The organism is Pseudomonas sp. Van50 (assembly GCF_055390755.1).
Genome location: NZ_AP024343.1, coordinates 1,754,533 through 1,775,189 on the forward strand (window position 1 = coordinate 1,754,533; position 20,657 = coordinate 1,775,189).

The window sequence follows — 20,657 nt, forward strand, 5'->3', positions numbered from 1 at the left end:
TGAACAACCGCTATCGCGAGCAAGCTTTGCTCCCACAGGTCATGTGTAATCCTTGTGGGAGCAGCTTTGCTCCCACAGGTCATATGTAGTCCTTGTGGGAGCAGCTTTGCTCCCACAGGTCATATGTAGTCCTTGTGGGAGCAAGGCTTGCCCGCGATGGCCTATTCAGCCACACCGAAGGATTACCGGGCAGATGCTTCAGCCGGTTTCACCACCCCAGGTTTCAACACCAACCACAACGCCGCCGCAATCAACACCCCGCCATACAAATGCGCCATCCCCAACGGCTCGTCCAGCAGCAACGCCCCCCACAACACGCCGAACGGCGGGATCAGGAACGTCACGGTCATGGATTTGACCGGGCCGATGGAGCTGAGCAAGCGGAAGTAAAGAATGTACGCCAGCGCGGTGCACACCAGTCCCAGACCCAGCAGTGACAACCAGACGCTCCAGCCCCCCCAGCTGGCCGGCGGCTGGCTGATGACGCTGTAACCAAACAGCGGCAGCAAGAACACCGTGGCACCGAACATGCTGCCCAGGGCCGAGAGGCGGCTGTCCAGGCCTCCTTGGTGATCGAGCCAGCGCCGGGTGAGGAAACCGGCAAAGCCATAGCAGGTCGTGGCCAGCAGGCAGGCGAGGGCGCCCATCAACAGTTGCAGGTCGAAGGCCACCGGGCCGGCGCGGGTCAGGATGCCAACGCCGAGCAGCCCGAGGAAGACACCGCTGACCTTGGCCGGGGTCAGTTGTTCGCTGAAGAACAGGCCGCCGATCAATACCCCCATCAATGGCGTGGTGGCATTGAAAATCGCCGAATAACCGGCCGGCAGCACCTGGGCCGCCAGCGAATAAAACGTGGCCGGAATGCCCGAGTTGATCAGGCCCAGCACCATCACGACTTTGAGCTTGCCGCGAAAATTCCAGTCGACGCGCATCAGGGCCAGGATCACCAGCAGCCCGACGAAGGCGATGGACACGCGAAAGAATGCAGTGGGGAGGGTGCCAATGACAGGGGCGATGATGCGCATGAACAGGAAGCTGGCCCCCAGATGGCGGCCAATGACAGTAAACGCAGGATATCGACGAGGTTCACGAGCCACTCCTTCCTTGATGGGGTGGCAAGTGTCGCCGTCCTGCATAGCGATGGCAATGGTTGCGTTGGCGCGTGATTGGCCTCTAAGCTCAGTCGCCAATAACAAGCATGACCCGCCGAGGTTTACCCTATGCCGCAGCCATGGCCCGCCCTCGAAATCGCCCGTTCGATCCTCGACGGCTTCGACGATTATCGTGAGCATTTTCGGCAGATCACCGACGGCGCCCGCGCCCGGTTCGAGCAGGCCCTGTGGCTGGAGGCCCAAGCGGCGTCGGCGGCGCGGATCAATTTGTATGAAGAAAAAGTCTTCGAAACCGTCGCCAGGCTGCACAAGGCCTTCGATGACGAAACACTGATGGATGTGGGCTGCTGGCCGCTGGTCAAAAGCGCCTACATCAGCCTGATCGACCTGCGTTTCGACGATGAACTGTCGGAAACCTGGTACAACTCGATCTTCTGCGGGCTGTTCAGCCACGACCTGATCAGCGACGGCACCATGTTCATCCACACCACCCGCCCCAGCCTGCGCCGGGCCCGTGCCGCCCAGACCCGCACCTACAAGCCCCAGGGGCAGTTGGACCGGATGCTGGCCAGCGTGTTCGCCGATTACCGGTTCAGCGAGGACTACGGCGACCTGCCAGGCGACCTGCAGCGCCTCGAGGCGCAGTTGCGCGAGAACCTGCCGGACTGGGTCTGCAAGGACCCGGAACTGACGGTGGAGCTGTTTTCCTCGGTGCTCTACCGCAACAAGGGCGCCTACCTGGTGGGCCGGATCTTTACCCGCGACGACCAATGGCCGCTGGTGATCCCGCTGCTGCACCGCGAGGGCCGGGGTATCCAGATCGATGCGCTGATCACCGACGAGGCGCAGGTGTCGATCATCTTCTCGTTCACCCGCTCGTACTTCATGGTGGACGTGCCGGTGCCGGCGGAATTCATCGGCTTTCTCAAGCGCATCCTGCCGGGCAAGCACATCGCCGAGTTGTACACCTCCATCGGTTTCTACAAGCACGGCAAGTCCGAGTTCTACCGGGCGCTGATCAACCACCTGGCGAACACCGACGACCAGTTCATCATGGCCCCGGCGTGCGCGGGATGGTCATGAGCGTGTTCACCCTGCCGGGCTTCAACACGGTGTTCAAGATCATCAAGGACCGCTTCTCGCCGTCGAAAAACGTCGACCGGGCCACGGTGATCGAGAAGTACCGACTGGTGAAAAGCGTCGATCGGGTCGGGCGCATGGCCGATACCCAGGAGTTTGCCGATTTCCGCTTTCCCCTGAGCAAATTCGAGCCGGCCTGCCTGGAGGAACTGTTGGAAGTGGCGCCGTCCACGGTGTCGGTGGAAGGCGAGACGGTGCTGATCCGGCACTGCTGGACCGAACGCCGGATGACGCCCCTGAACCTCTACCTGGAAAACGCCAACCCGGACCAGGTGCGCGAGGCGCTGGAAGACTACGGTCTGGCGATCAAGCAACTGGCGGCGGCGAATATCTTCCCCGGCGACATGCTGCTCAAGAACTTCGGCGTGACCCGCCACGGTCGCGTGGTGTTCTATGACTACGATGAAATCTGCTTCCTCACCGAAGCCAATTTCCGCCACATCCCCGAGCCCCGTACCCCGGAAGATGAAATGGCCTCCGAGCCCTGGTATTCCATCGGGCCGCTGGACGTGTTTCCCGAAGAATTCCCCCCGTTCCTGTTCGCCGACGCCGGGCAGCGCAAGCTGTTCGACCAGTTGCACGGCGAGCTGTACAACGCCGACTACTGGAAAAGCCTGCAAGAGGCGATCCGGGCGGGGAAGGTGATCGATGTGTTCCCGTATCGGCGCAAGGACCTGGACAACGAATAAGCGCCAAGCTCCCTCGCCACAAGCAGCCTTGACGCAAATCCCCTGTGGGAGCGAGCTTGCTCGCGATAGCGGTGTATCAGTCGACATCAACGCAGGCTGAACCACCGCTATCGCGAGCAAGCTCGCTCCCACAAGGGGGTGGCGCTGGGCTGCTTTGCGTGTTCGGCGCAATGGCTGCAAATCTGCGACAATCCGCCCCCTGCACAAACCGACGACCCTTGCGTACCTGATGACTGACCAAGCCCCCGCTATCGACAAGCTGCTGAAAAACCTCGACCACGCCATGCTCGCCGACCGTCACCGGTTGCGGCGCCAGTTGCTCGAGCTGCGCAAGACGCCCGACGAGGCCAAGCTGGCCCAGTGGGTGACGCGCATGCAGGCGTCGTGCGACCAGGTGCTGGCGCGCAAGGCCAGCCTGCCGGTGATCCGCTATGACGACAATCTGCCGATCGCCGCCAAGCGCGACGAAATCAAGGAGGCATTGCTCAAGCATCAGGTGCTGATCATCGCCGGCGAAACCGGGTCGGGCAAAACCACACAGTTGCCGAAGATCTGCCTGGAAATCGGTCGCGGCCAGTACGGCTTGATCGGCCACACCCAGCCGCGCCGGATCGCCGCCCGCAGCGTCGCAAGCCGTGTCGCCGAAGAGCTGACCACGCCGTTGGGGGCGTTGGTGGGGTATCAGGTGCGATTCGAGGACCAGAGCGACGCCAACACCCTGATCAAGCTGATGACCGACGGCATCCTGCTGGCCGAGACCCAGAACGACCGCTACCTCGAGCGCTACGACACGATCATCGTCGACGAAGCCCATGAACGCAGCCTGAACATCGACTTCCTGCTCGGCTACCTCAAGACCCTGCTGCCGCGTCGCCCAGACCTTAAAGTGATCATCACCTCGGCGACCATCGACCTGGAGCGTTTCTCCAAGCACTTCGATGACGCGCCGATCGTGGAAGTCTCGGGCCGCACCTTCCCGGTGGACACCTGGTATCGCCCGCTGACCCTGGAGCAGGACGAGGAGGGCAACCGGGTCGAGGACGACTTGACCGTCGACCAGGCGATCCTTGCCACCCTCGATGAAATCGCCGCCTACGAGCGCAGCGAGCGCCGCAGTCCCGGGGATGTGCTGGTGTTCCTGCCGGGCGAGCGGGAGATTCGCGACGCCGCGGAGATGCTGCGCAAGGCCCAGCTCAAGCACACCGAGATCCTGCCGCTGTATGCGCGTTTATCGCCGGCCGAACAGCAGCGGATTTTCCAGTCCCACCCGGGCCGTCGCGTGGTGCTGGCGACCAACGTCGCCGAAACCTCGCTGACCGTGCCGGGTATCCGCTACGTGATCGACAGCGGTACCGCGCGCATCAGCCGCTACAGCTATCGGGCCAAGGTCCAGCGCTTGCCCATCGAGGCTATTTCCCAGGCCAGCGCCAACCAGCGCAAAGGCCGTTGCGGGCGGGTCGAGCCGGGGATTTGCGTGCGGTTGTACAGCGAGGAAGATTTTCTTGGGCGGCCGGAGTTCACCGATCCCGAGATCCTGCGCACCAACCTGGCGGCGGTGATCCTGCAGATGCTGCACCTGCGCCTCGGCGAAATCACCGACTTCCCGTTCATCGAGCCGCCGGACGGCAAGGCCATCAGCGACGGTTTCAACCTGCTGCAAGAGCTCTCGGCGGTGGACCGCAACAGTCAGCTGACCCCGCTCGGTCGGCAGTTGGCGCGCTTGCCGGTGGACCCGCGCATGGGCCGCATGCTGCTGGAAGCGGCGAAGCTGGGCAGCTTGCAGGAAGTGCTGATCGTCGCCAGTGCCATGTCGATCCAGGACCCGCGCGAGCGTCCGCCGGAGCGCCAACAGGCGGCCGACCAGGCCCACGCCCAGTGGAAGGATCCGGATTCGGACTTCGCCGGGCTGGTCAACCTGTGGCGCGGTTTCGAAGAGCAGCGCCAGGCCTTGACTGCCAGTCCGCTGCGCAACTGGTGTCGCAAGAACTTCCTCAATTACCTGCGCCTGCGCGAGTGGCGCGATTCCCATCGCCAGTTGAGCCTGATCTGCCGCGACATGCAGTTGAGCCTCAACAAGGACCCGGCCGACTACCCGAAGCTGCACAAAGCGGTGCTCTCGGGCCTGCTCAGTCAGATCGGCCAGAAAACCGAAGACGGTGATTACCTCGGTGCCCGTCAGCGGCGCTTCTGGATTCATCCGTCGTCGGGCCTGGGCAAGAAGCGTCCGCAGTGGCTGATGACCGCCGAACTGGTGGAAACCACCAAGTTGTACGCGCGCATGGTGGCCAAGATCGAGCCGGACTGGATCGAGCCGCTGGCCGGGCACCTGATCAAGAAAAACCACTTCGAACCCCATTGGGAGAAGAAGCGCGGGCAAGTGGTGGCCTATGAGCAGATCACCTTGTTCGGGCTCATCGTCGTCGGTCGGCGGCCGGTGCACTACGGTCCAGTGGACCCGGTGGTGTCCCGTGAGCTGTTCATCCGCGAGGCGCTGGTGCGCGGCGAAATCCAGTCCAAGGCCAAATGCCTGGGCGCCAATACCCGCTTGCTGGAGCAGCTCGACGAACTGGAAGCCAAGGCCCGCCGCCGCGACATCCTGGCGGACGAGGAAACCCTGTTCGCGTTCTACGACGCCCGTTTGCCGGCCGAGATCCACCAGACCGCGACGTTCGACAGCTGGTACCGGATCAACAGCCAGAAAGACCCGCAATTGCTGATCATGCGCGAGGAAGACGTGTTGGCCCGCGAGGCCAGCGAGGTCACCGCCACGCAGTACCCCGACACCTTGCGCGTCGGTGACCTGACCTTGCCGCTGAGCTATCACTTCGAGCCCAACCATCCCCGCGACGGCGTGACCTTGCGTGTGCCGGCGCCGTTGTTGCCGATGCTGCCGCCGGAACGCCTGGAATGGCTAGTGCCGGGGATGATCGAGGCCAAGTGCATCGCCCTGGTGCGCAACCTGCCCAAGGCCTTGCGCAAGAACTTCGTGCCGGTACCGGACTTCGTCAAGGCGGCGCTGCAACGTATCACCTTCGCCGAGGGCTCGTTGCCGCAGTCCCTGGGCCGTGAGCTGCTGCGCATGACCGGGGCGCGGGTCAGCGACGAAGCCTGGGCCGAAGCGGCCCAGCAGGTGGAAAGCCATCTGCGCATGAACCTGGAAATCGTTGACGGCCAGGGCAAGTTCCTCGGCGAGGGCCGCGACCTGGCCGAGCTGACAGCACGCTTTGCCGAGGCCAGCCAGGCGGCCTTGGCCGTGCCGCAAACGGCAAAAAGCCAGGCACCGGTGGAGGCGAAGGTCTTCGCGCCGGTGGCCGAGAAAACCCAGCAGAAGATCGCCGGGCTGTCGATGACGGTCTATCCGGCGCTGGTGGAAGAGGGCGGCGTGGTCAAGGAAGGGCGTTTCCCGACCCCGGCCGAAGCCGAATTCCAGCATCGCCGCGCCTTGCAGCGTTTGCTCATGCAGCAATTGGCCGAATCGGCCAAGTTCCTGCGTGGCAAGCTGCCGGGGCTGACGGAGCTGGGCCTGCTGTACCGCGACTTGGGGCGCATCGACGGCCTGGTGGAAGATATCCTGCTCGCCAGCCTCGACAGCTGTGTGCTCGAAGGTGAAGCGAGCCTGCCCCGCGACGGCGCCGCCTTGGCTGCCCTGGCCGAGCGCAAGCGCGGCGGCTGGACCGAACACGCCGAACGCCTGGCAAAGCTGACCCTGGACATCCTCAAGCTCTGGCATGGCTTGCAAAAACGCTTCAAGGGCAAGATCGACCTGGCCCAGGCCGTGGCGCTGAACGACATCAAGCAGCAGCTCAGTCACCTGGTGTACCCGGGCTTCGTGCGGGAAACCCCGCATCAGTGGCTCAAGGAGCTGCCGCGCTACCTCAAGGCCATCGAGCAACGCTTCGAGAAGCTGGGCAGCCAGGTGCAGAAAGACCGGGTCTGGAGCGGCGAACTGTCGAACCTCTGGGCCCAATACCAGGCCCGCGCCAGCAAACACGCCCAGGAAGGCAAGCGCGACCCGCAACTGGAGTTGTACCGTTGGTGGCTGGAGGAATACCGAGTGTCGTTGTTCGCCCAGCAACTGGGTACCAAAGTGCCGATTTCCGACAAGCGCCTGGGCAAGCAGTGGGGGCTGGTGGAGGGTTGATGGCCAAGCCACCAAACCCTTGTGGGAGCGAGCTTGCTCGCGATAGCGGTTGATCAGTCAACATCAATGCAGGCTGAACCACCGCTATCGCGAGCAAGCTCGCTCCCACAGGTTTTGTGTCGTAAGTCAGGGAGAATGGGCCAAACCCCCGCGTTTATGGCAAACTTCGCGCCTATAAATGCCGGTCCCGTGGTTTTGAGCTTCAAGGCCTCGGGCGGATCCGGAATAAAGCGATGCCAGGGCTGCTTCCCCGGATGGGAAAAGTCCCTTTGTGTATTGGTACGTCGGTGCCAATACTTTCTGCCTGAACAGATCAGAGACACGACCCATGCATAACGTCGTCATCAGCGGCACCGGCCTGTACACCCCGGCCAACAGCATCTCCAACGAAGAGCTGGTGCAATCTTTCAATACCTATGTCGCGCAATTCAACGCCGACAACGCCGATGCCATCGAGCGGGGTGAAGTCGAGGCATTGACCGAATCCAACGCCGCGTTCATCGAAAAGGCCTCGGGCATCAAGAGCCGCTTTGTCATGGACAAGGACGGCATTCTCGATCCGCAACGCATGACCCCACGCCTGCCCGAGCGCTCCAACGACGAGTGGTCGGTGCTCTGCGAAATGGCCATCGGCGCTGCGAAACAGGCCCTGGAGCGGGCCGGGCGCACGGTCGCCGACATCGACGGGGTCATCGTCGCCTGTTCCAACCTGCAGCGTGCCTACCCGGCCATCGCCATCGAAGTCCAGGAAGCCCTGGGCATCGAAGGTTTCGGTTTCGACATGAACGTGGCCTGTTCCTCGGCGACCTTCGGTATCCAGGCCGCGGCCAACAGTGTGCAACTGGGTCAGGCCCGGGCGATCCTGATGGTCAACCCGGAAGTGTGCACCGGCCACTTGAACTTCCGCGACCGCGATAGCCACTTCATCTTCGGCGACGCGGCCACTGCCGTGATCATCGAGCGGGCGGACCTGGCGACCTCGCCGTACCAGTTCGACGTGGTCAGCACCAAGCTGCTCACCAAGTTCTCCAATAACATCCGCAACAATTTCGGTTTCCTCAACCGCGCCGCAGAAGAGGGCATCGGCAGTCGCGACAAGCTGTTCGTCCAGGAAGGCCGCAAGGTGTTCCGCGACGTTTGCCCGATGGTGGCCGAACTGATCGGTACCCACCTGGAAGAAAACCAGCTGAACGTTGGCGACGTGAAACGCTTCTGGCTGCACCAGGCCAACTTGAGCATGAACCACCTGATCGTGCGCAAATTGCTGGGACGCGAAGCCACCGAGGCGGAAGCCCCCGTGATCCTCGACCGCTACGCCAACACCAGTTCGGCCGGTTCGGTGATTGCATTCCACAAATACCAGGATGACCTGCCCAGCGGCTCGGTTGCCGTCCTCAGCTCCTTCGGTGCCGGTTATTCGATTGGCAGCGTGATTTTGCGTAAGCATTGATCTGGTCTGGCTCAGCTTTGATCTGTGCCTTTTCAGTTTCTATCTGGGTTGGTTCAGCTTTTGTGGCGAGGGAGCTTGCTCCCGCTGGGCTGCGCAGCGGCCCCAGGATTTTGCGGTTGCTGCGCAACCGAGCGGGAGCAAGCTCCCTCGCCACAGAAAAATCATCAGTCCTTCCAGGCAATGGGGTGTTGAATGACGGTCACCGACGACACCCTTCTGCTCCAACGCCTCCTGGCGGGTGAGCAGCAGGCCTACAGGGAACTGGTCAGCGCCTACCAGAGCCCGATGCGTGCCGTGGCCTATGCCATTGTCGGCAGTCGCCATGTCGACGAAGTGGTGCAGGACGCCTGGTTGTCCGTGGTGCGCAATCTCAGTGGTTTCCAGGGGCGTTCCAGCCTCAAGACCTGGCTGTTGACCATCACGGCCAACGCCGCCAAGGGGCGCTACAAGCAGAACCGCCGGGAAGTGCTGCTCGATGACCTCCCGGCCCCCCACGGCACTCTCGGCGATGACCGTTTCGCCGCGGACGGCCATTGGCTGCTGGCGCCGTTCGCCTGGCACCAGGACACGCCCGAAGCGTTGCTCACGATGAGTGAATTGCGTGATTGCCTGGAGCACACGTTGCTCAGCCTGTCGGAGCTGCAAGGCAGCGTACTGACCCTGCGGGAACAGCAAGACCTGGAGTTGGACGAAATCTGTAATCTGTTGGGTATCTCGCTCTCCAATGTCCGTGTGCTGTTGCATCGTGCCCGACTGAAGGTCTTCGCGACTGTTGAACATTTCGAGGAAACCGGCGAATGCTGACCTGCAAGGAACAAGTGGCGCGCTCCAGCGATTATCTCGATGGACAATTGAGCTTTCGTGAGCGCCTGATGGTGCGTCATCACCTGATGTTCTGCCCCAATTGCCGACGCTTCATCCGCCAGATGCGCCTGATGCAGGCGACCCTCAAAAAACTGCCGCAACCCCCGATCCCCGACCTGGACCAGCTCGCCGAGAAACTCGCCGCCGAGCGTCGCAAAAACATCCGCTGACCCCGGAGAAACCACCCACCCTTGTGGGAGCGAGCTCGCTCGCGATGGCGGTATGTCAGTGAAAGATTTGTTGCCTGATACGCCGCCATCGCGAGCAAGCTCGCTCCCACAAGGGGCTTGCCGTTGTGCTGGTTATTCCCATTCGAAGTAAAAAGTTCCGTTGTCATAAAATCTTTATGTGATAGCAACTCGCCTGACACAACCGGTCGCCAACATCCCCTCCCAACACCAGCGGGCCCAGTTCCGCGTGTTTTCTAACGCATAGACTACCAACAGGGGAATTCTTCGATGATCCGTAAGCACTTCGCAGGTGTTGCCGCCAGCGCACTGGCAATGGCAGTAACCGCCCAGGCTTTCGCCGGCACCGTCACCACCGATGGCGCCGATATCGTGGTCAAAACCAAGGGCGGCCTTGAGGTCGCTACCACTGACAAAGAGTTCAGCTTCAAGCTCGGTGGTCGTTTGCAGGCTGACTACAGCCAGTTCGACGGTATCTACACCGACAACGGCAAATCGGCCGATGCCGCTTACATCCGTCGCGGCTTCCTGGAACTGTCCGGCGTGCTGTACACGGATTGGGCCTACACCATCAATTACGATTTCGCCCACAACAGTGGCGATTCCGACAACGGCTACTTTGACGAAGCGTCCCTGGCCTACAACGGCTTCAAGCCCGTGTCGATCAAGGTCGGTCGCTTCGACCCCGACTTCGGCCTGGAAAAAGCCACCAGCTCCAAGTGGGTGACCGCGCCCGAGCGTAACGCTGCCTACGACCTGATCGACTGGGCCAACAGCCACCAGAACGGCCTGGGCATCCAGGCCTCCAGCACCTTCGCCGATTCGTTCTATGCCTCGGCCGGCGTGTTCAGCAAGGACACCGACGACACCGACGGCGACAGCGTCAAGCAAGTCAACGGTCGCTTCGTCTTCGCTCCGATGCACGAAGCTGGCAACGTGCTGCACTTCGGTCTGAACGTAGCCTCCCGTGACGTTTCGGACACCGCGTTCGATGCACGTTATCGCTCCCGCCTGGGCATGCGTGGCGTTGAAACCCTGGGTGGCAACGATGCCGGTCCCAACGGCAACCGTCCGGTCCTGGGCGGCGCCAATAACTCGCCGGCCGGCTCGTACGACACTGACACCGCCTTTGGCCTGGAAGCCGCTTTCGCCATGGGTCCAGCGTCGATCCAGGGTGAATACATCTCCCGCAAGACCAAGGCTGACAGCGACGCCTTCGAAGACCTCAAAGGCCACGGCTTCTACGTCCAGGGTGCCTACACCATCACCGGTGAGTCCCGTGGCTATAAGGTCGGCAAATTTGACGCGATCAAGCCTCAGAACAAATCCATCGGCGCCTGGGAAGTGTTCTACCGCTTCGACAGCATGACCGTCGAAGACGACAACATCACCACTGCCTCGGCGACCCGTGAAGTGGGCGATGCCGAAGCCAAGGTGCACAACCTGGGCGTGAACTGGTACGCCAACGAAGCGGTGAAAATCACCGGTGCCTACGTCAAGGCCAAGACCGACAAAGTCACCAACGCCAATGGCGATGACGATGGCGACGGTTTTGTTGTCCGTGCCCAGTACGTGTTCTGAATCGCGCTGACTTGATACAGAGCTTTTTCTTCATCCGTTAATGCTCCTTTTCAACCCCGCCCCTGGCGGGGTTTTTTTATGTGCGCTCGGTCAGGATCGGCGATACTCGCTTCATCCGTCGTCTGGCTCTCGAGGAATCGCATGCCGCTTCACGTCTTGGACAGCCTGTCCGCCATCGCGCCGCACGAGTGGGACGCGTTGGTGCCCGCCAACCAGCCTTTCCTGCGCCATGCCTTCCTCGGCACCCTGGAAGACAGCGCCAGCCTGGGTCCGCAATCCGGTTGGCAAGCCGAGCATTTGTTGCACATTGAAAACGGTCAGCTGTTGGCGGCCTTGCCCAGTTACCGCAAGTGGCATTCCTACGGTGAATACGTGTTCGACCACGGCTGGGCCGACGCTTGCGCCCGCGCCGGCATCGATTACTACCCCAAGCTGTTGACGGCGGTACCGTTCAGCCCGGTCAGTGGTCCGCGACTGTTGGCGGCGCGGGTGGAGGACGGTCTGGCGTTGCTGGACAGCGTGCCCGGATACCTGGAAATCGAAGGGCTTTCCAGTGCCCACATCAACTTCACCGATGCCTTCACCGACGCGGCACTTGCCGGGCAAGAAGGCTGGCTGCAGCGGATCGGCTGCCAGTATCACTGGCAAAATCGCGGTTATCGCGACTTCCAGGATTTTCTCGATGCCCTCAGTTCCCGCAAGCGCAAGCAGATGCGCAAGGAGCGCGAACAAGTGGCGGGGCAGGGCATCGCGTTCGACTGGCTCGAAGGTCATCAGTTGGACGAGGCACAGTGGGATTTTGTCTACGCCTGTTACGCCAACACCTACGCGATACGACGGCAGGCGCCCTACTTGACCCGGACATTCTTCAGCCTGCTGGCCGAACGCATGCCCGAGGCCATTCGTGTGGTGCTGGCCAAGCAAGGTTCACGGCCGGTGGCGATGGCGTTCAGCCTGGTGGGCGGCGACAGTTTCTATGGACGGTACTGGGGCTGCCTGGCGGAGTTCGACCGGCTGCACTTCGAGACCTGTTTCTATCAAGGCATGGACTACGCGATTGCCCATGGCTTGCAGCGCTTCGATGCCGGCGCCCAGGGTGAGCACAAGTTGATTCGCGGGTTCGAGCCAGTGATTACCCGCTCATGGCATTACTTGCGTCATCCGGGGTTGAAAGCGGCGGTGGCGGATTTTCTCGTGCGCGAGCAGGAGGGGGTTCTGGCGTACGCCGAAGAGGCCAGGACGGCACTGCCATATCGGCAGGGTTGATATCCCAAGGCTGATACCAAACCCCGTGGGAGCAAAGCTTGCTCGCGATGAGGTCGGCGCAATCCTTTATAGATCGAGTCGCCTGTTTCGCGAGCAAGCTTTGCTCCCACAGCCCAGTGCTGCGGACTGTTTGATCTATTCAATCGATCCCCACGAACCCACCCGTCTGATGCTGCCACAGCCGCGCATACAACCCACCGTGGGCGAGCAATTCGGTATGGCTGCCGGTTTCGGCGATGCGGCCATTTTCCAGCACCACCAATCGGTCCATCCGGGCGATGGTGGAGAGGCGGTGGGCGATGGCGATCACCGTCTTGCCTTGCATCAGGGTCTCGAGGCTTTCCTGGATCGCGGCTTCGACTTCCGAGTCCAGTGCTGACGTCGCTTCGTCCATGATCAGAATCGGTGCGTCCTTGAGCAGCACGCGTGCGATAGCGATGCGCTGGCGCTGGCCGCCGGACAGTTTCACCCCGCGCTCACCCACATGGGCATCGAAGCCGGTGCGGCCTTCGGCGTCCGACAGCAATGGGATGAATTCATCGGCCCGGGCCTTGTGCACGGCTTCCCAGAGTTGCGCATCGGTGGCGTCGGGTTTGCCGTAGAGCAGGTTGTCGCGAATCGAGCGATGCAGCAGCGAGGTGTCTTGGGTGATCATGCCGATGCGTTCGCGCAGGCTTTCCTGGCCGACTTCGGCGATGTCCTGGCCGTCGATGAGGATGTGCCCGCCTTGCACGTCATAGAGGCGCAGCAGCAGGTTCACCAAGGTGGATTTACCCGCGCCGGACGGGCCGATCAGGCCGATTTTCTCGCCAGGCTCGATGGTCAGGTTGAGGTCGCCGATGACCCCGCTTTTCTTGCCATAGTGGAAGTCCACATGCTCGAAACGCACTTCGCCCCGGGCCACCGCCAGGGGCTTGGCCTGGTCGCGGTCGGTGACGCTGACCGGCTGGGCGATGGTCTGCAGGCCGTCCTGGACCATGCCGATGTTTTCGAAGATGCCGTTGACCACCCACATGATCCAACCGGACATGTTGACGATGCGGATCACCAGCCCGGTCGCCAGGGCAATGGCGCCCACGCTGATCAGCGACTGGGTCCAGAGCCACAGGGCCAGCGCGGTGGTGCCGACGATCAGCAGCCCGTTCATGCTGGTGATGACCACGTCCATGCTGGTCACCACGCGGCCAGCCAACTGGGCTTTTTCGGTCTGCTCCTGGATGGCTTCGCGGGCGTATTGCTGTTCGAAATTGGTATGGGCGAACAGCTTCAGGGTGGTGATGTTGGTGTAGCCGTCGACGATCCGTCCCATGAGTTTGGAGCGGGCATCGGACGACACCACCGAGCGCTCCTTGACCCGTGGCACGAAATAGCAGAGTGCGCCAATGTAGGCGGCAATCCACATCAGCAGCGGGATCATCAGGCGCCAGTCGGCTTCGGCGAACAGCACCAGGGAACTGACGGCGTAGATCAGCACGTGCCACAGGGCATCCACTGCCTGGACCGCCGAGTCGCGCAGGGAGTTGCCGGTTTGCATGATGCGCTGGGCGATGCGCCCGGCGAAATCGTTCTGGAAGAAATTCAGGCTCTGCTTGAGCACGTAGCTGTGGTTCTGCCAGCGGATCAGGCTGGTCATGCCGGGGCTCAGGGTCTGGTGCACCAGCAGGTCATGCAGGGCCACGAAGATCGGCCGGAAGACCAGCGCCACCACGGCCATCCAGGCCAGCTCCAGGCCATGGACCTTGAAGAAGTCCACATTGGGCGTGCCTTGGGTCAGGTCGATGATGCGGCTCAGGTAGCTGAACAGCGCCACTTCGATCAGCGCGCCGATCAGGCCCACCACCAGCAGCACCACGAAGCTGGGCCAGACCTGTTTCAGATAATAGGTGTAGAAGGGCAGGACGCGGTTCGGCGGGGCCGAGCTCGGGGCGTCGCGGAAGATGTCGATCAGTGTTTCGAAGCGGCGAAAAACCATCTGTAAATGCCCTGGCAGGGGCTCTCCTTTTTGCTAATGGGCGGTGCGGGATGACCGCGCCGCCCAGGCTTGCCGTGTGCCGCTTCAGTCGATGCGCTTGGCCGACTTGATGAGCACAGGGTCGATCGGCACGTTTTGCATGCCTTGCTTGGTGGTGGTCTGGGAGTTGACGATGATGTCCACCACGTCCATGCCCTTGACCACCTTGGCGAACACTGCGTAGCCGGCGTCACGGCCCGGATCGAGGAAGGCGTTGTCGGCCACGTTGATGAAGAACTGGCTGGTGGCCGAGTCCGGGTTGGACGTGCGCGCCATCGACAAGGTGCCGCGAACGTTGTGCAGGCCATTGCTGGCTTCGTTCTTGATCGGTGCCTTGGTGTCTTTCTGTTGCATCTGTGCGGTAAAGCCGCCGCCCTGGGCCATGAAGCCCGGGATCACGCGGTGGAAAATCGTGTTGTTGTAGAAACCACTGTCCACGTACTCAAGGAAGTTCTTGGTACTGATGGGGGCCTTGACCGGGTCCAGTTCGATTTCGATCTGGCCGTTGGTGGTTTCCAGCAATACATGGGGGCCTTGGCGGGCGTGGCGGCCATCAGGTTGGCGGCAAACAATGCGGTGCCGGCGGCGAGGGCGATTTTTTTCAGCATGGGGTCAGAGATCCTGAGTGGTGGAATCGGTTGCGGTCAAAAAGTCGAGCAGGGTTTGGTTGAAGCGTTCGGGTTGATCCAGCGGGGTAGCGTGCCGTGAATCGGCGATGACCACCAGACGTGCATTGGGCAGCCGCTTTACATAGGCTTCTTTCAGCGCCACCGGGGTGTAGTCGTGGTCGGCGCAGATGACGAGGGTTGGACAGGCGACCTGTGAAAGTCGTTCCTGAACGCCCCACCCCACGATTGCATCGAAGCTGGCGAGATAAGCACGTTTGTCGTTCTTTGCCCAGCGCCGGGCCATTTCCAGGCGTAACTCGGTTTGCTCGGGCTTGGGAAACAGCTTGGCGCCCAGGGCCTTGCCGATGGTTTCCAGGCTGAGCAGGCGCATCAGGCTCCAGCGCTTGAACCATTGCCAGCAATCATCGGGCGTGCGGACTTTGACTTCGGGAGCACTGTTGACGATGCACAGGCTCCTGACCCGTTCGGGCTCATCCACCGCCAATTGGAAACAGATCATGCCGCCCATGGACCAGCCCACCAAATGCACCGGGCCCAGGTCCAGGTGATCGATCAGGGCGCTCAGGTCGGCACTGAAACCTTCGATGCTGTAGCGCTCGCGGGGTTTGTCGGAGCGGCCATGACCGCGTACATCCATCACGATCAGGCGGTAGCGGGCGGACAATGCCGGGATCTGCTTTTCCCAGTCGCGGGTGCTGGAGCCCAGCCCATGGACCAGCACCAAAGGCGTGCCGTGGCCGTATTCCTCGTAGTGCAGGTCGCAACCTTCGTGTGCAAAATAGGCCATCGGCGAAATCCTTGTCAGGCTTGTTCAGGGGCGGCGAACGGCGCATCCAGCGGCGCGGTGTCGAAGGTGCGCAGCAATTCGATCAGGATTTGCGTGGCCGGGCCCAGGGGTTTTTCCTTGTTCGAGAAAAGATAGAAGGTCGAGTTGCGGCTACCTCCCTGTTCCAAGGGTAGACGCTTGAGCACGCCTTCCTTGAGTTCCCGTTCGATCATGTGCCGGGGCAGCCAGGCGAAGCCCAGGCCGCTGCCGACAAAACTCGCGGCGGTGGCCAGGCTGCCCACGGTCCAGCGCTGTTCGGCGCCGAGCCAACCGACGTCGCGAGGCTGCTGGCGGCCGGAGTCGCGGATGACCACTTGCAACTGGCTTTCCAGGTCCTGGAAGTTCAGCTCGCGATTGAGACGGTGCAGGGCATGCTCGGGATGGGCCACCGCGATGAACTCCACGTCGCTCAACTCCGCACCCAGGTAACCGGGAATGCTGAAGCCGCTGATGGCCAGGTCGGCCACGCCTTCGAGCAGCACTTCTTCGACACCCGACAACACTTCTTCGCGCAGCCGCACCCGGCAGCCACGGCTTTGCGGCATGAAAGCGGTCAAGGCGCGAACGAGGCGGGCGTTGGGGTAGGCCGCGTCGACCACCAGGCGCACTTCCGCTTCCCAGCCTTGCTCCATGTGGTGGGCCAGGTCTTCCAGTTGGCTGGCCTGTTTCACCAGTTGCCGCGAGCGGCGCAGCAGCACCCCGCCGGCTTCGGTCAACACGGCCTTGCGTCCATCGATGCGCAGCAACGGCACACCGAGTTGGTCCTGCATGCGGGCCACGGTGTAGCTCACGGATGACTGGGAGCGATGCAGCACTTCGGCGGCCTGGGCGAAACCGCCGTGGTCGACCACTGCCTGCAGGGTGCGCCATTGATCCAGGGTCACGCGGGGCGCTTTCATATCGGGCTCCTCTTGTCCTAAGCTGGCGGTCCCTTGGTGGAGACTGCCGAATGAAGAAAATCTGTTGTGTGGTGCTGGCCTTGCTGCCACTGACTGCGTTTGCCTACCCGATCGATGTGGAGAAACACCTCAACGGCCTGAGCATCGACTACACCGCCTATGACACCGATGCCGACATCGGCTCTATCCAGGTCAACAACTACGGCAGCACCGACGCGGCCTGCACCGTGGTGTTCAACAACGGTCCCGAGGCACCGCGCACCCGCAAGATCGAAGTCGCCGCCGGCAAGTTCAAGAACGCCACGGCCAAGTTCAACCGCAACATCATCAAGCTGCGCATCAAGCTGACCTGTCAGCCGAAATAGTCCGGCAGCGGGGCAAGTGATCATGCCTGCTCCGCTTATAAACGAAAATATCGATGCATTACAGCAGTTATTTGCGCTTTTTCATCGATATGCTCACGTTTAACCTTCACTCCATCGACTGACAACATTCTCAGATGGAGCCTACAAGCCATGTCCCGCGTTCTGATCATCGAAAGCAGTGCCCGCCAGCAAGACTCGGTTTCCCGTCAACTGACCCAGACTTTCATCAGCCAGTGGAAAGCTGCGCACCCGGCCGACGACATCACTGTCCGCGACCTGGCCATCAACCCGGTGCCGCACCTGGATGCCAATCTGCTGGGCGGCTGGATGAAGCCTGTCGAGCAGCGCAACGACATTGAAAACGCCTCGCTGGAACGCTCGAACCAACTGACCGATGAACTGCTGGCCGCCGACGTCCTGGTGATGGCTGCACCGATGTACAACTTCGCCATTCCCAGCACTTTGAAGGCGTGGCTCGACCATGTGCTGCGTGCCGGCGTGACGTTCAAATACACCCCACCGGTCCCCAGGGCCTGCTGGCCGACAAGCGCGCCTTCGTGCTCACCGCCCGGGGCGGCATTCACGCCGGTGGCAGCACCGACCATCAGGAACCCTACCTGCGCCAAGTCATGGGCTTCATCGGCATCCACGACGTGACCTTCATCCATGCCGAAGGCATGAACCTGGGTGGCGAGTTCCAGGAGAAGGGTTTGAATCAGGCCAACGCCAAATTGTCCCAGGTCGCCTGATCCGTTAATCCTCGGGTAATCGCCAGGTGGTCTAGTGACCTGGCGCTTCCCTTCAAACCGTTTTGCGCATCGAACCTCCCTTTGCACTTATTGCTCCTGAGTGCATCAGCCCGATTGAACGCTTTAGCGAGATCGGGCTTTTTTTTGCCCGCGATTTACTGGCCGCTGAATGATCCTGTGGGAGCGAGCTTGCTCGCGATAGCGGAGTATCAGTCAGCTGCTATGTCTCTTACCCACCGCCATCGCGAGCAAGCTCAGCTCCCACAGGGTTTGGCGGTGACCGCGAGACTGTGCTCACCACACCGCCCCATGTGGGAGCGAGTGAACTCGCCCCCAAAGCTCAAAACCGCTATCTTCGCCGCCATCCGAAACGAGGGGCGTATGGGCTATCTACTTTTTGTGACATTGATCCAGGCATTTTCCTTCAGCCTGATCGGCGAGTACCTGGCCGGGCATGTGGACAGTTACTTCGCTGTACTGGTACGGGTCCTGTTGGCCGGGCTGGTGTTCATTCCGCTGACCCGCTGGCGTCAGGTGGAGCCGTCGTTCATGCGCGGCATGCTGTTGATCGGTGCCTTGCAGTTCGGCGTGACCTACGTCTGCCTGTACCTGAGCTTCCGAGTATTGACGGTGCCCGAGGTGCTGCTGTTCACCATCCTTACGCCCCTGCACGTGACCTTGATCGAGGATGCGCTGAACCGCCGCTTCAATCCCTGGGCGTTGATCGCGGCGCTGGTGGCCGTGGCCGGTGCGGCGGTGATTCGCTACGACCGGATCAACCCGGATTTCTTCATGGGCTTCTTGCTGCTGCAACTGGCCAACTTCACCTACGCGGCCGGGCAGGTGCTCTACAAACACCTGGTGGCCCGTCATCCGAGCGACCTGCCGCACTACCGGCGTTTCGGCTATTTCTATCTCGGCGCGCTGATGGTGGCGTTGCCGGCATTCCTGCTGTTCGGCAAGGCCAATTTCTGGCCAGAAGCGCCGTTGCAATGGGGCGTGCTGGTGTTCCTCGGCCTGGTTTCCACCGCGCTGGGGTTGTACTGGTGGAACAAAGGCGCCTGCCTGGTCAACGGCGGGACGCTGGCGGTGATGAACAACCTGCACGTGCCGGTGGGGCTGCTGGTGAACCTGCTGATCTGGAACCAGCACGAGGCGTTGGGGCGATTGCTGCTGGGTGGGTCGGTGATATTGGCGGCGGTGTGGATCAGTCGGTTGGGGATCCGCCAGCCTCAGCCTTCACCCTGATCCCCTTGTGGGAGCGAGCTTGCTCGCGATGGCGGAGTGTCAGTCAGCATCTATGTTTCTGATACACCGTCATCGCGAGCAAGCTCGCTCCCACAGGGGATCTGTGGTGGTTTCAGATCACCTGCTTCTGCGGCTCCGGCAGGTGGCTCGCCCCTAGCACCGCCGGCAACAATCCCGAGCGCAAGTCCATGCCGCTGGGCTGCTGGTACAGGTTCAACCCGAACTCCGGCATCACCGCCAGCAGGTAATCGAAAATATCCCCCTGGATGCGCTCGTAATCCGCCCACGCCGTGGTGCGGGTGAAGCAGTAGATTTCCAGCGGGATGCCCTGGGCGGTGGTCTGCATCTGCCGGACCATGCAGGTCATGTTCGGCTGGATCTCCGGGTGGCTCTTCAAATAGGCCAGGGCGTAGGCGCGGAAGGTGCCCAGGTTGGTCATCCGTCGACGGTTGGCCGACATGGCCGCGACGTTGCCCTGGGCTTCGTTCCAGGCCTTGAGCTCGGCCTGCTTGCGGCCGATGTAGTCGGTCAGCAGGCGCACCTGGGTCAGGCGCTGTTCTTCCTCGTCATGCAGGAAGCGCACGCCGCTGGCGTCGATGAACAGGCTGCGCTTGATCCGTCGCCCACCGGACTGCTGCATGCCGCGCCAGTTCTTGAACGACTCGGACATCAGTCGCCAGGTCGGGATCGAGACGATGGTCTTGTCGAAGTTCTGCACCTTGACCGTGTGCAGCGTGATATCCACCACATCACCGTCGGCGCCGACCTGGGGCATCTCGATCCAGTCGCCGACCCGCAGCATGTCATTGCTGGTCAATTGCACGCTGGCAACGAATGACAGCAGGGTGTCCTTGTAGACCAACAGGATCACTGCCGACATCGCACCCAGGCCCGACAGCAGCAACAACGGCGAACGGTCGATCAGCGTGGCGACGATGATGATCGCGCCAAACACATACAGCACCATCTTCGTCAGTTGCACGTAGCCCTTGATCGAGCGGGTACGCGCATGTTCGGTGCGGGCGTACACGTCCAGCAGGGCGCTGAGCAGGGCACTGAGGCTCAGCACCATGAACAGGATGGTGAACGCCAGGGCGACGTTGCCCAGGAAAATCATGCTGGTCTTGCTCAGTTCCGGCACCAGGTGCAGGCCGAACTGGATGATCAGTGACGGCGTCATCTGCGCCAGGCGATGGAAAACCTTGTTCTGGCGCAGGTCGTTGACCCAGTGCAGGGCCGGTTGGCGCCCGAGCAGTTTGGCCGCGTGCAGGATCAGGTAGCGCGCCACCCGTCCCAGCACCAGGGCGATGACCAGCAGCAACATCAGGGCGAGGCTGGAGTGCAGGAGCGGGTGCTGGTCAAGGGCACCCCAGAGGTCTTGGATGTTGACCCAGAGTTGTTTGATGTCCATGGACGAAACGGTTCTTCTATAAAGACGCGACGGGGCGATTAGAGCATTTAAGCCCGTTCAAGTGACCGTTGATGACAAATCGGCTTAT

General features: G+C 61.7%; 12 protein-coding genes and 4 pseudogenes. 10 read left to right on the forward strand and 6 right to left on the reverse strand.

The genetic code is table 11. The features are described from left to right. Positions 1-182: 182 nt before the first annotated feature. Positions 183-1,090, reverse strand: a pseudogene (locus tag ACZ5M5_RS07820) (DMT family transporter). Between the two features lie 130 nt (positions 1,091-1,220). Here ACZ5M5_RS07820 and aceK point away from each other — a divergent pair. The 7 genes and pseudogenes from aceK (at position 1,221) to ACZ5M5_RS07855 (ending at position 12,431) form a co-directional block, all read left to right on the forward strand. Beyond that, positions 1,221-2,941 (forward strand): annotated as a pseudogene (aceK, locus tag ACZ5M5_RS07825) (bifunctional isocitrate dehydrogenase kinase/phosphatase). Positions 2,942-3,170: 229 nt separating this feature from the next. Next, complete coding sequence (gene hrpA, locus ACZ5M5_RS07830) at positions 3,171-7,082, forward strand: ATP-dependent RNA helicase HrpA (protein ID WP_464738856.1); 3,912 nt, start codon at positions 3,171-3,173, stop codon at positions 7,080-7,082. Between the two features lie 328 nt (positions 7,083-7,410). Then, the gene (locus ACZ5M5_RS07835; RefSeq protein ID WP_192263426.1) at positions 7,411-8,532 is read left to right on the forward strand and encodes a beta-ketoacyl-ACP synthase III; all 1,122 of its coding nucleotides are present in this window, start codon (positions 7,411-7,413) and stop codon (positions 8,530-8,532) included. 192 nt (positions 8,533-8,724) lie between these two features. Further along, the gene (locus tag ACZ5M5_RS07840) at positions 8,725-9,336 is read left to right on the forward strand and encodes an RNA polymerase sigma factor (RefSeq protein ID WP_060738720.1); all 612 of its coding nucleotides are present in this window, start codon (positions 8,725-8,727) and stop codon (positions 9,334-9,336) included. Beyond that, positions 9,330-9,566 (forward strand): anti-sigma factor family protein, encoded by a 237-nt coding sequence (locus ACZ5M5_RS07845; RefSeq protein WP_103310148.1) that lies wholly within the window; start codon positions 9,330-9,332, stop codon positions 9,564-9,566. Before ACZ5M5_RS07840 ends, ACZ5M5_RS07845 begins: the two co-directional genes overlap by 7 nt. Positions 9,567-9,854: 288 nt before the next feature. Next, a complete protein-coding gene (locus tag ACZ5M5_RS07850; RefSeq protein ID WP_192263427.1) occupies positions 9,855-11,165 on the forward strand; it encodes an OprO/OprP family phosphate-selective porin in 1,311 nt (436 codons plus the stop codon). 141 nt (positions 11,166-11,306) lie between these two features. Next, positions 11,307-12,431 (forward strand): GNAT family N-acetyltransferase, encoded by a 1,125-nt coding sequence (locus ACZ5M5_RS07855; RefSeq protein ID WP_464738857.1) that lies wholly within the window; start codon positions 11,307-11,309, stop codon positions 12,429-12,431. A gap of 139 nt (positions 12,432-12,570) precedes the next feature. On the opposite strand, the gene ACZ5M5_RS07860 is transcribed toward ACZ5M5_RS07855, so the two are convergent. The 4 genes and pseudogenes from ACZ5M5_RS07860 to ACZ5M5_RS07875 form a co-directional block, all read right to left on the reverse strand. Continuing rightward, the gene (locus tag ACZ5M5_RS07860) at positions 12,571-14,403 is read right to left on the reverse strand and encodes an ABC transporter ATP-binding protein (protein ID WP_060738716.1); all 1,833 of its coding nucleotides are present in this window, start codon (positions 14,401-14,403) and stop codon (positions 12,571-12,573) included. An 84-nt stretch (positions 14,404-14,487) separates the two neighbouring features. Next, a pseudogene (locus ACZ5M5_RS07865) lies at positions 14,488-15,050 on the reverse strand (peptidylprolyl isomerase). A gap of 4 nt (positions 15,051-15,054) precedes the next feature. Then, on the reverse strand, positions 15,055-15,858 hold the full coding sequence (locus tag ACZ5M5_RS07870) for an alpha/beta fold hydrolase (RefSeq protein WP_464738858.1): 804 nt from the start codon (positions 15,856-15,858) through the stop codon (positions 15,055-15,057). Positions 15,859-15,872: 14 nt separating this feature from the next. Then, positions 15,873-16,796: a LysR family transcriptional regulator gene (locus tag ACZ5M5_RS07875; RefSeq protein ID WP_060738713.1), complete on the reverse strand. Its 924-nt coding sequence runs from the start codon at positions 16,794-16,796 to the stop codon at positions 15,873-15,875. 50 nt (positions 16,797-16,846) lie between these two features. Here ACZ5M5_RS07875 and ACZ5M5_RS07880 point away from each other — a divergent pair, with 50 nt between their 5' ends. The 3 genes and pseudogenes from ACZ5M5_RS07880 to ACZ5M5_RS07890 all read left to right on the forward strand — a co-directional run bounded on the left by ACZ5M5_RS07880 (position 16,847) and on the right by ACZ5M5_RS07890 (position 19,158). Next, entirely contained in the window at positions 16,847-17,161 is a 315-nt protein-coding gene (locus tag ACZ5M5_RS07880; protein WP_060738712.1) for a hypothetical protein, read from the forward strand. A gap of 150 nt (positions 17,162-17,311) precedes the next feature. Then, positions 17,312-17,910, forward strand: a pseudogene (locus ACZ5M5_RS07885) (FMN-dependent NADH-azoreductase). Between the two features lie 381 nt (positions 17,911-18,291). Then, positions 18,292-19,158: a carboxylate/amino acid/amine transporter gene (locus ACZ5M5_RS07890; protein ID WP_103309823.1), complete on the forward strand. Its 867-nt coding sequence runs from the start codon at positions 18,292-18,294 to the stop codon at positions 19,156-19,158. 112 nt (positions 19,159-19,270) lie between these two features. On the opposite strand, the gene ACZ5M5_RS07895 is transcribed toward ACZ5M5_RS07890, so the two are convergent. Continuing rightward, positions 19,271-20,569: a mechanosensitive ion channel family protein gene (locus ACZ5M5_RS07895; protein ID WP_060738710.1), complete on the reverse strand. Its 1,299-nt coding sequence runs from the start codon at positions 20,567-20,569 to the stop codon at positions 19,271-19,273. Positions 20,570-20,657: the final 88 nt, after the last annotated feature.

Bases quoted from the DNA above. Each gene is read 5' to 3' on its own strand.
- ACZ5M5_RS07870 (WP_464738858.1), bottom strand. From the start codon at position 15,858: ATGGCCTATTTTGCACACGAAGGTTGCGACCTGCACTACGAGGAATAC.
- ACZ5M5_RS07890 (WP_103309823.1), top strand. From the start codon at position 18,292: ATGGGCTATCTACTTTTTGTGACATTGATCCAGGCATTTTCCTTCAGC.
- ACZ5M5_RS07845 (WP_103310148.1), top strand. From the start codon at position 9,330: ATGCTGACCTGCAAGGAACAAGTGGCGCGCTCCAGCGATTATCTCGAT.
- ACZ5M5_RS07835 (WP_192263426.1), top strand. From the start codon at position 7,411: ATGCATAACGTCGTCATCAGCGGCACCGGCCTGTACACCCCGGCCAAC.
- ACZ5M5_RS07860 (WP_060738716.1), bottom strand. From the start codon at position 14,403: ATGGTTTTTCGCCGCTTCGAAACACTGATCGACATCTTCCGCGACGCC.
- hrpA (WP_464738856.1), top strand. From the start codon at position 3,171: ATGACTGACCAAGCCCCCGCTATCGACAAGCTGCTGAAAAACCTCGAC.
- ACZ5M5_RS07850 (WP_192263427.1), top strand. From the start codon at position 9,855: ATGATCCGTAAGCACTTCGCAGGTGTTGCCGCCAGCGCACTGGCAATG.
- ACZ5M5_RS07880 (WP_060738712.1), top strand. From the start codon at position 16,847: ATGAAGAAAATCTGTTGTGTGGTGCTGGCCTTGCTGCCACTGACTGCG.
- ACZ5M5_RS07840 (WP_060738720.1), top strand. From the start codon at position 8,725: ATGACGGTCACCGACGACACCCTTCTGCTCCAACGCCTCCTGGCGGGT.
- ACZ5M5_RS07895 (WP_060738710.1), bottom strand. From the start codon at position 20,569: ATGGACATCAAACAACTCTGGGTCAACATCCAAGACCTCTGGGGTGCC.
- ACZ5M5_RS07855 (WP_464738857.1), top strand. From the start codon at position 11,307: ATGCCGCTTCACGTCTTGGACAGCCTGTCCGCCATCGCGCCGCACGAG.
- ACZ5M5_RS07875 (WP_060738713.1), bottom strand. From the start codon at position 16,796: ATGAAAGCGCCCCGCGTGACCCTGGATCAATGGCGCACCCTGCAGGCA.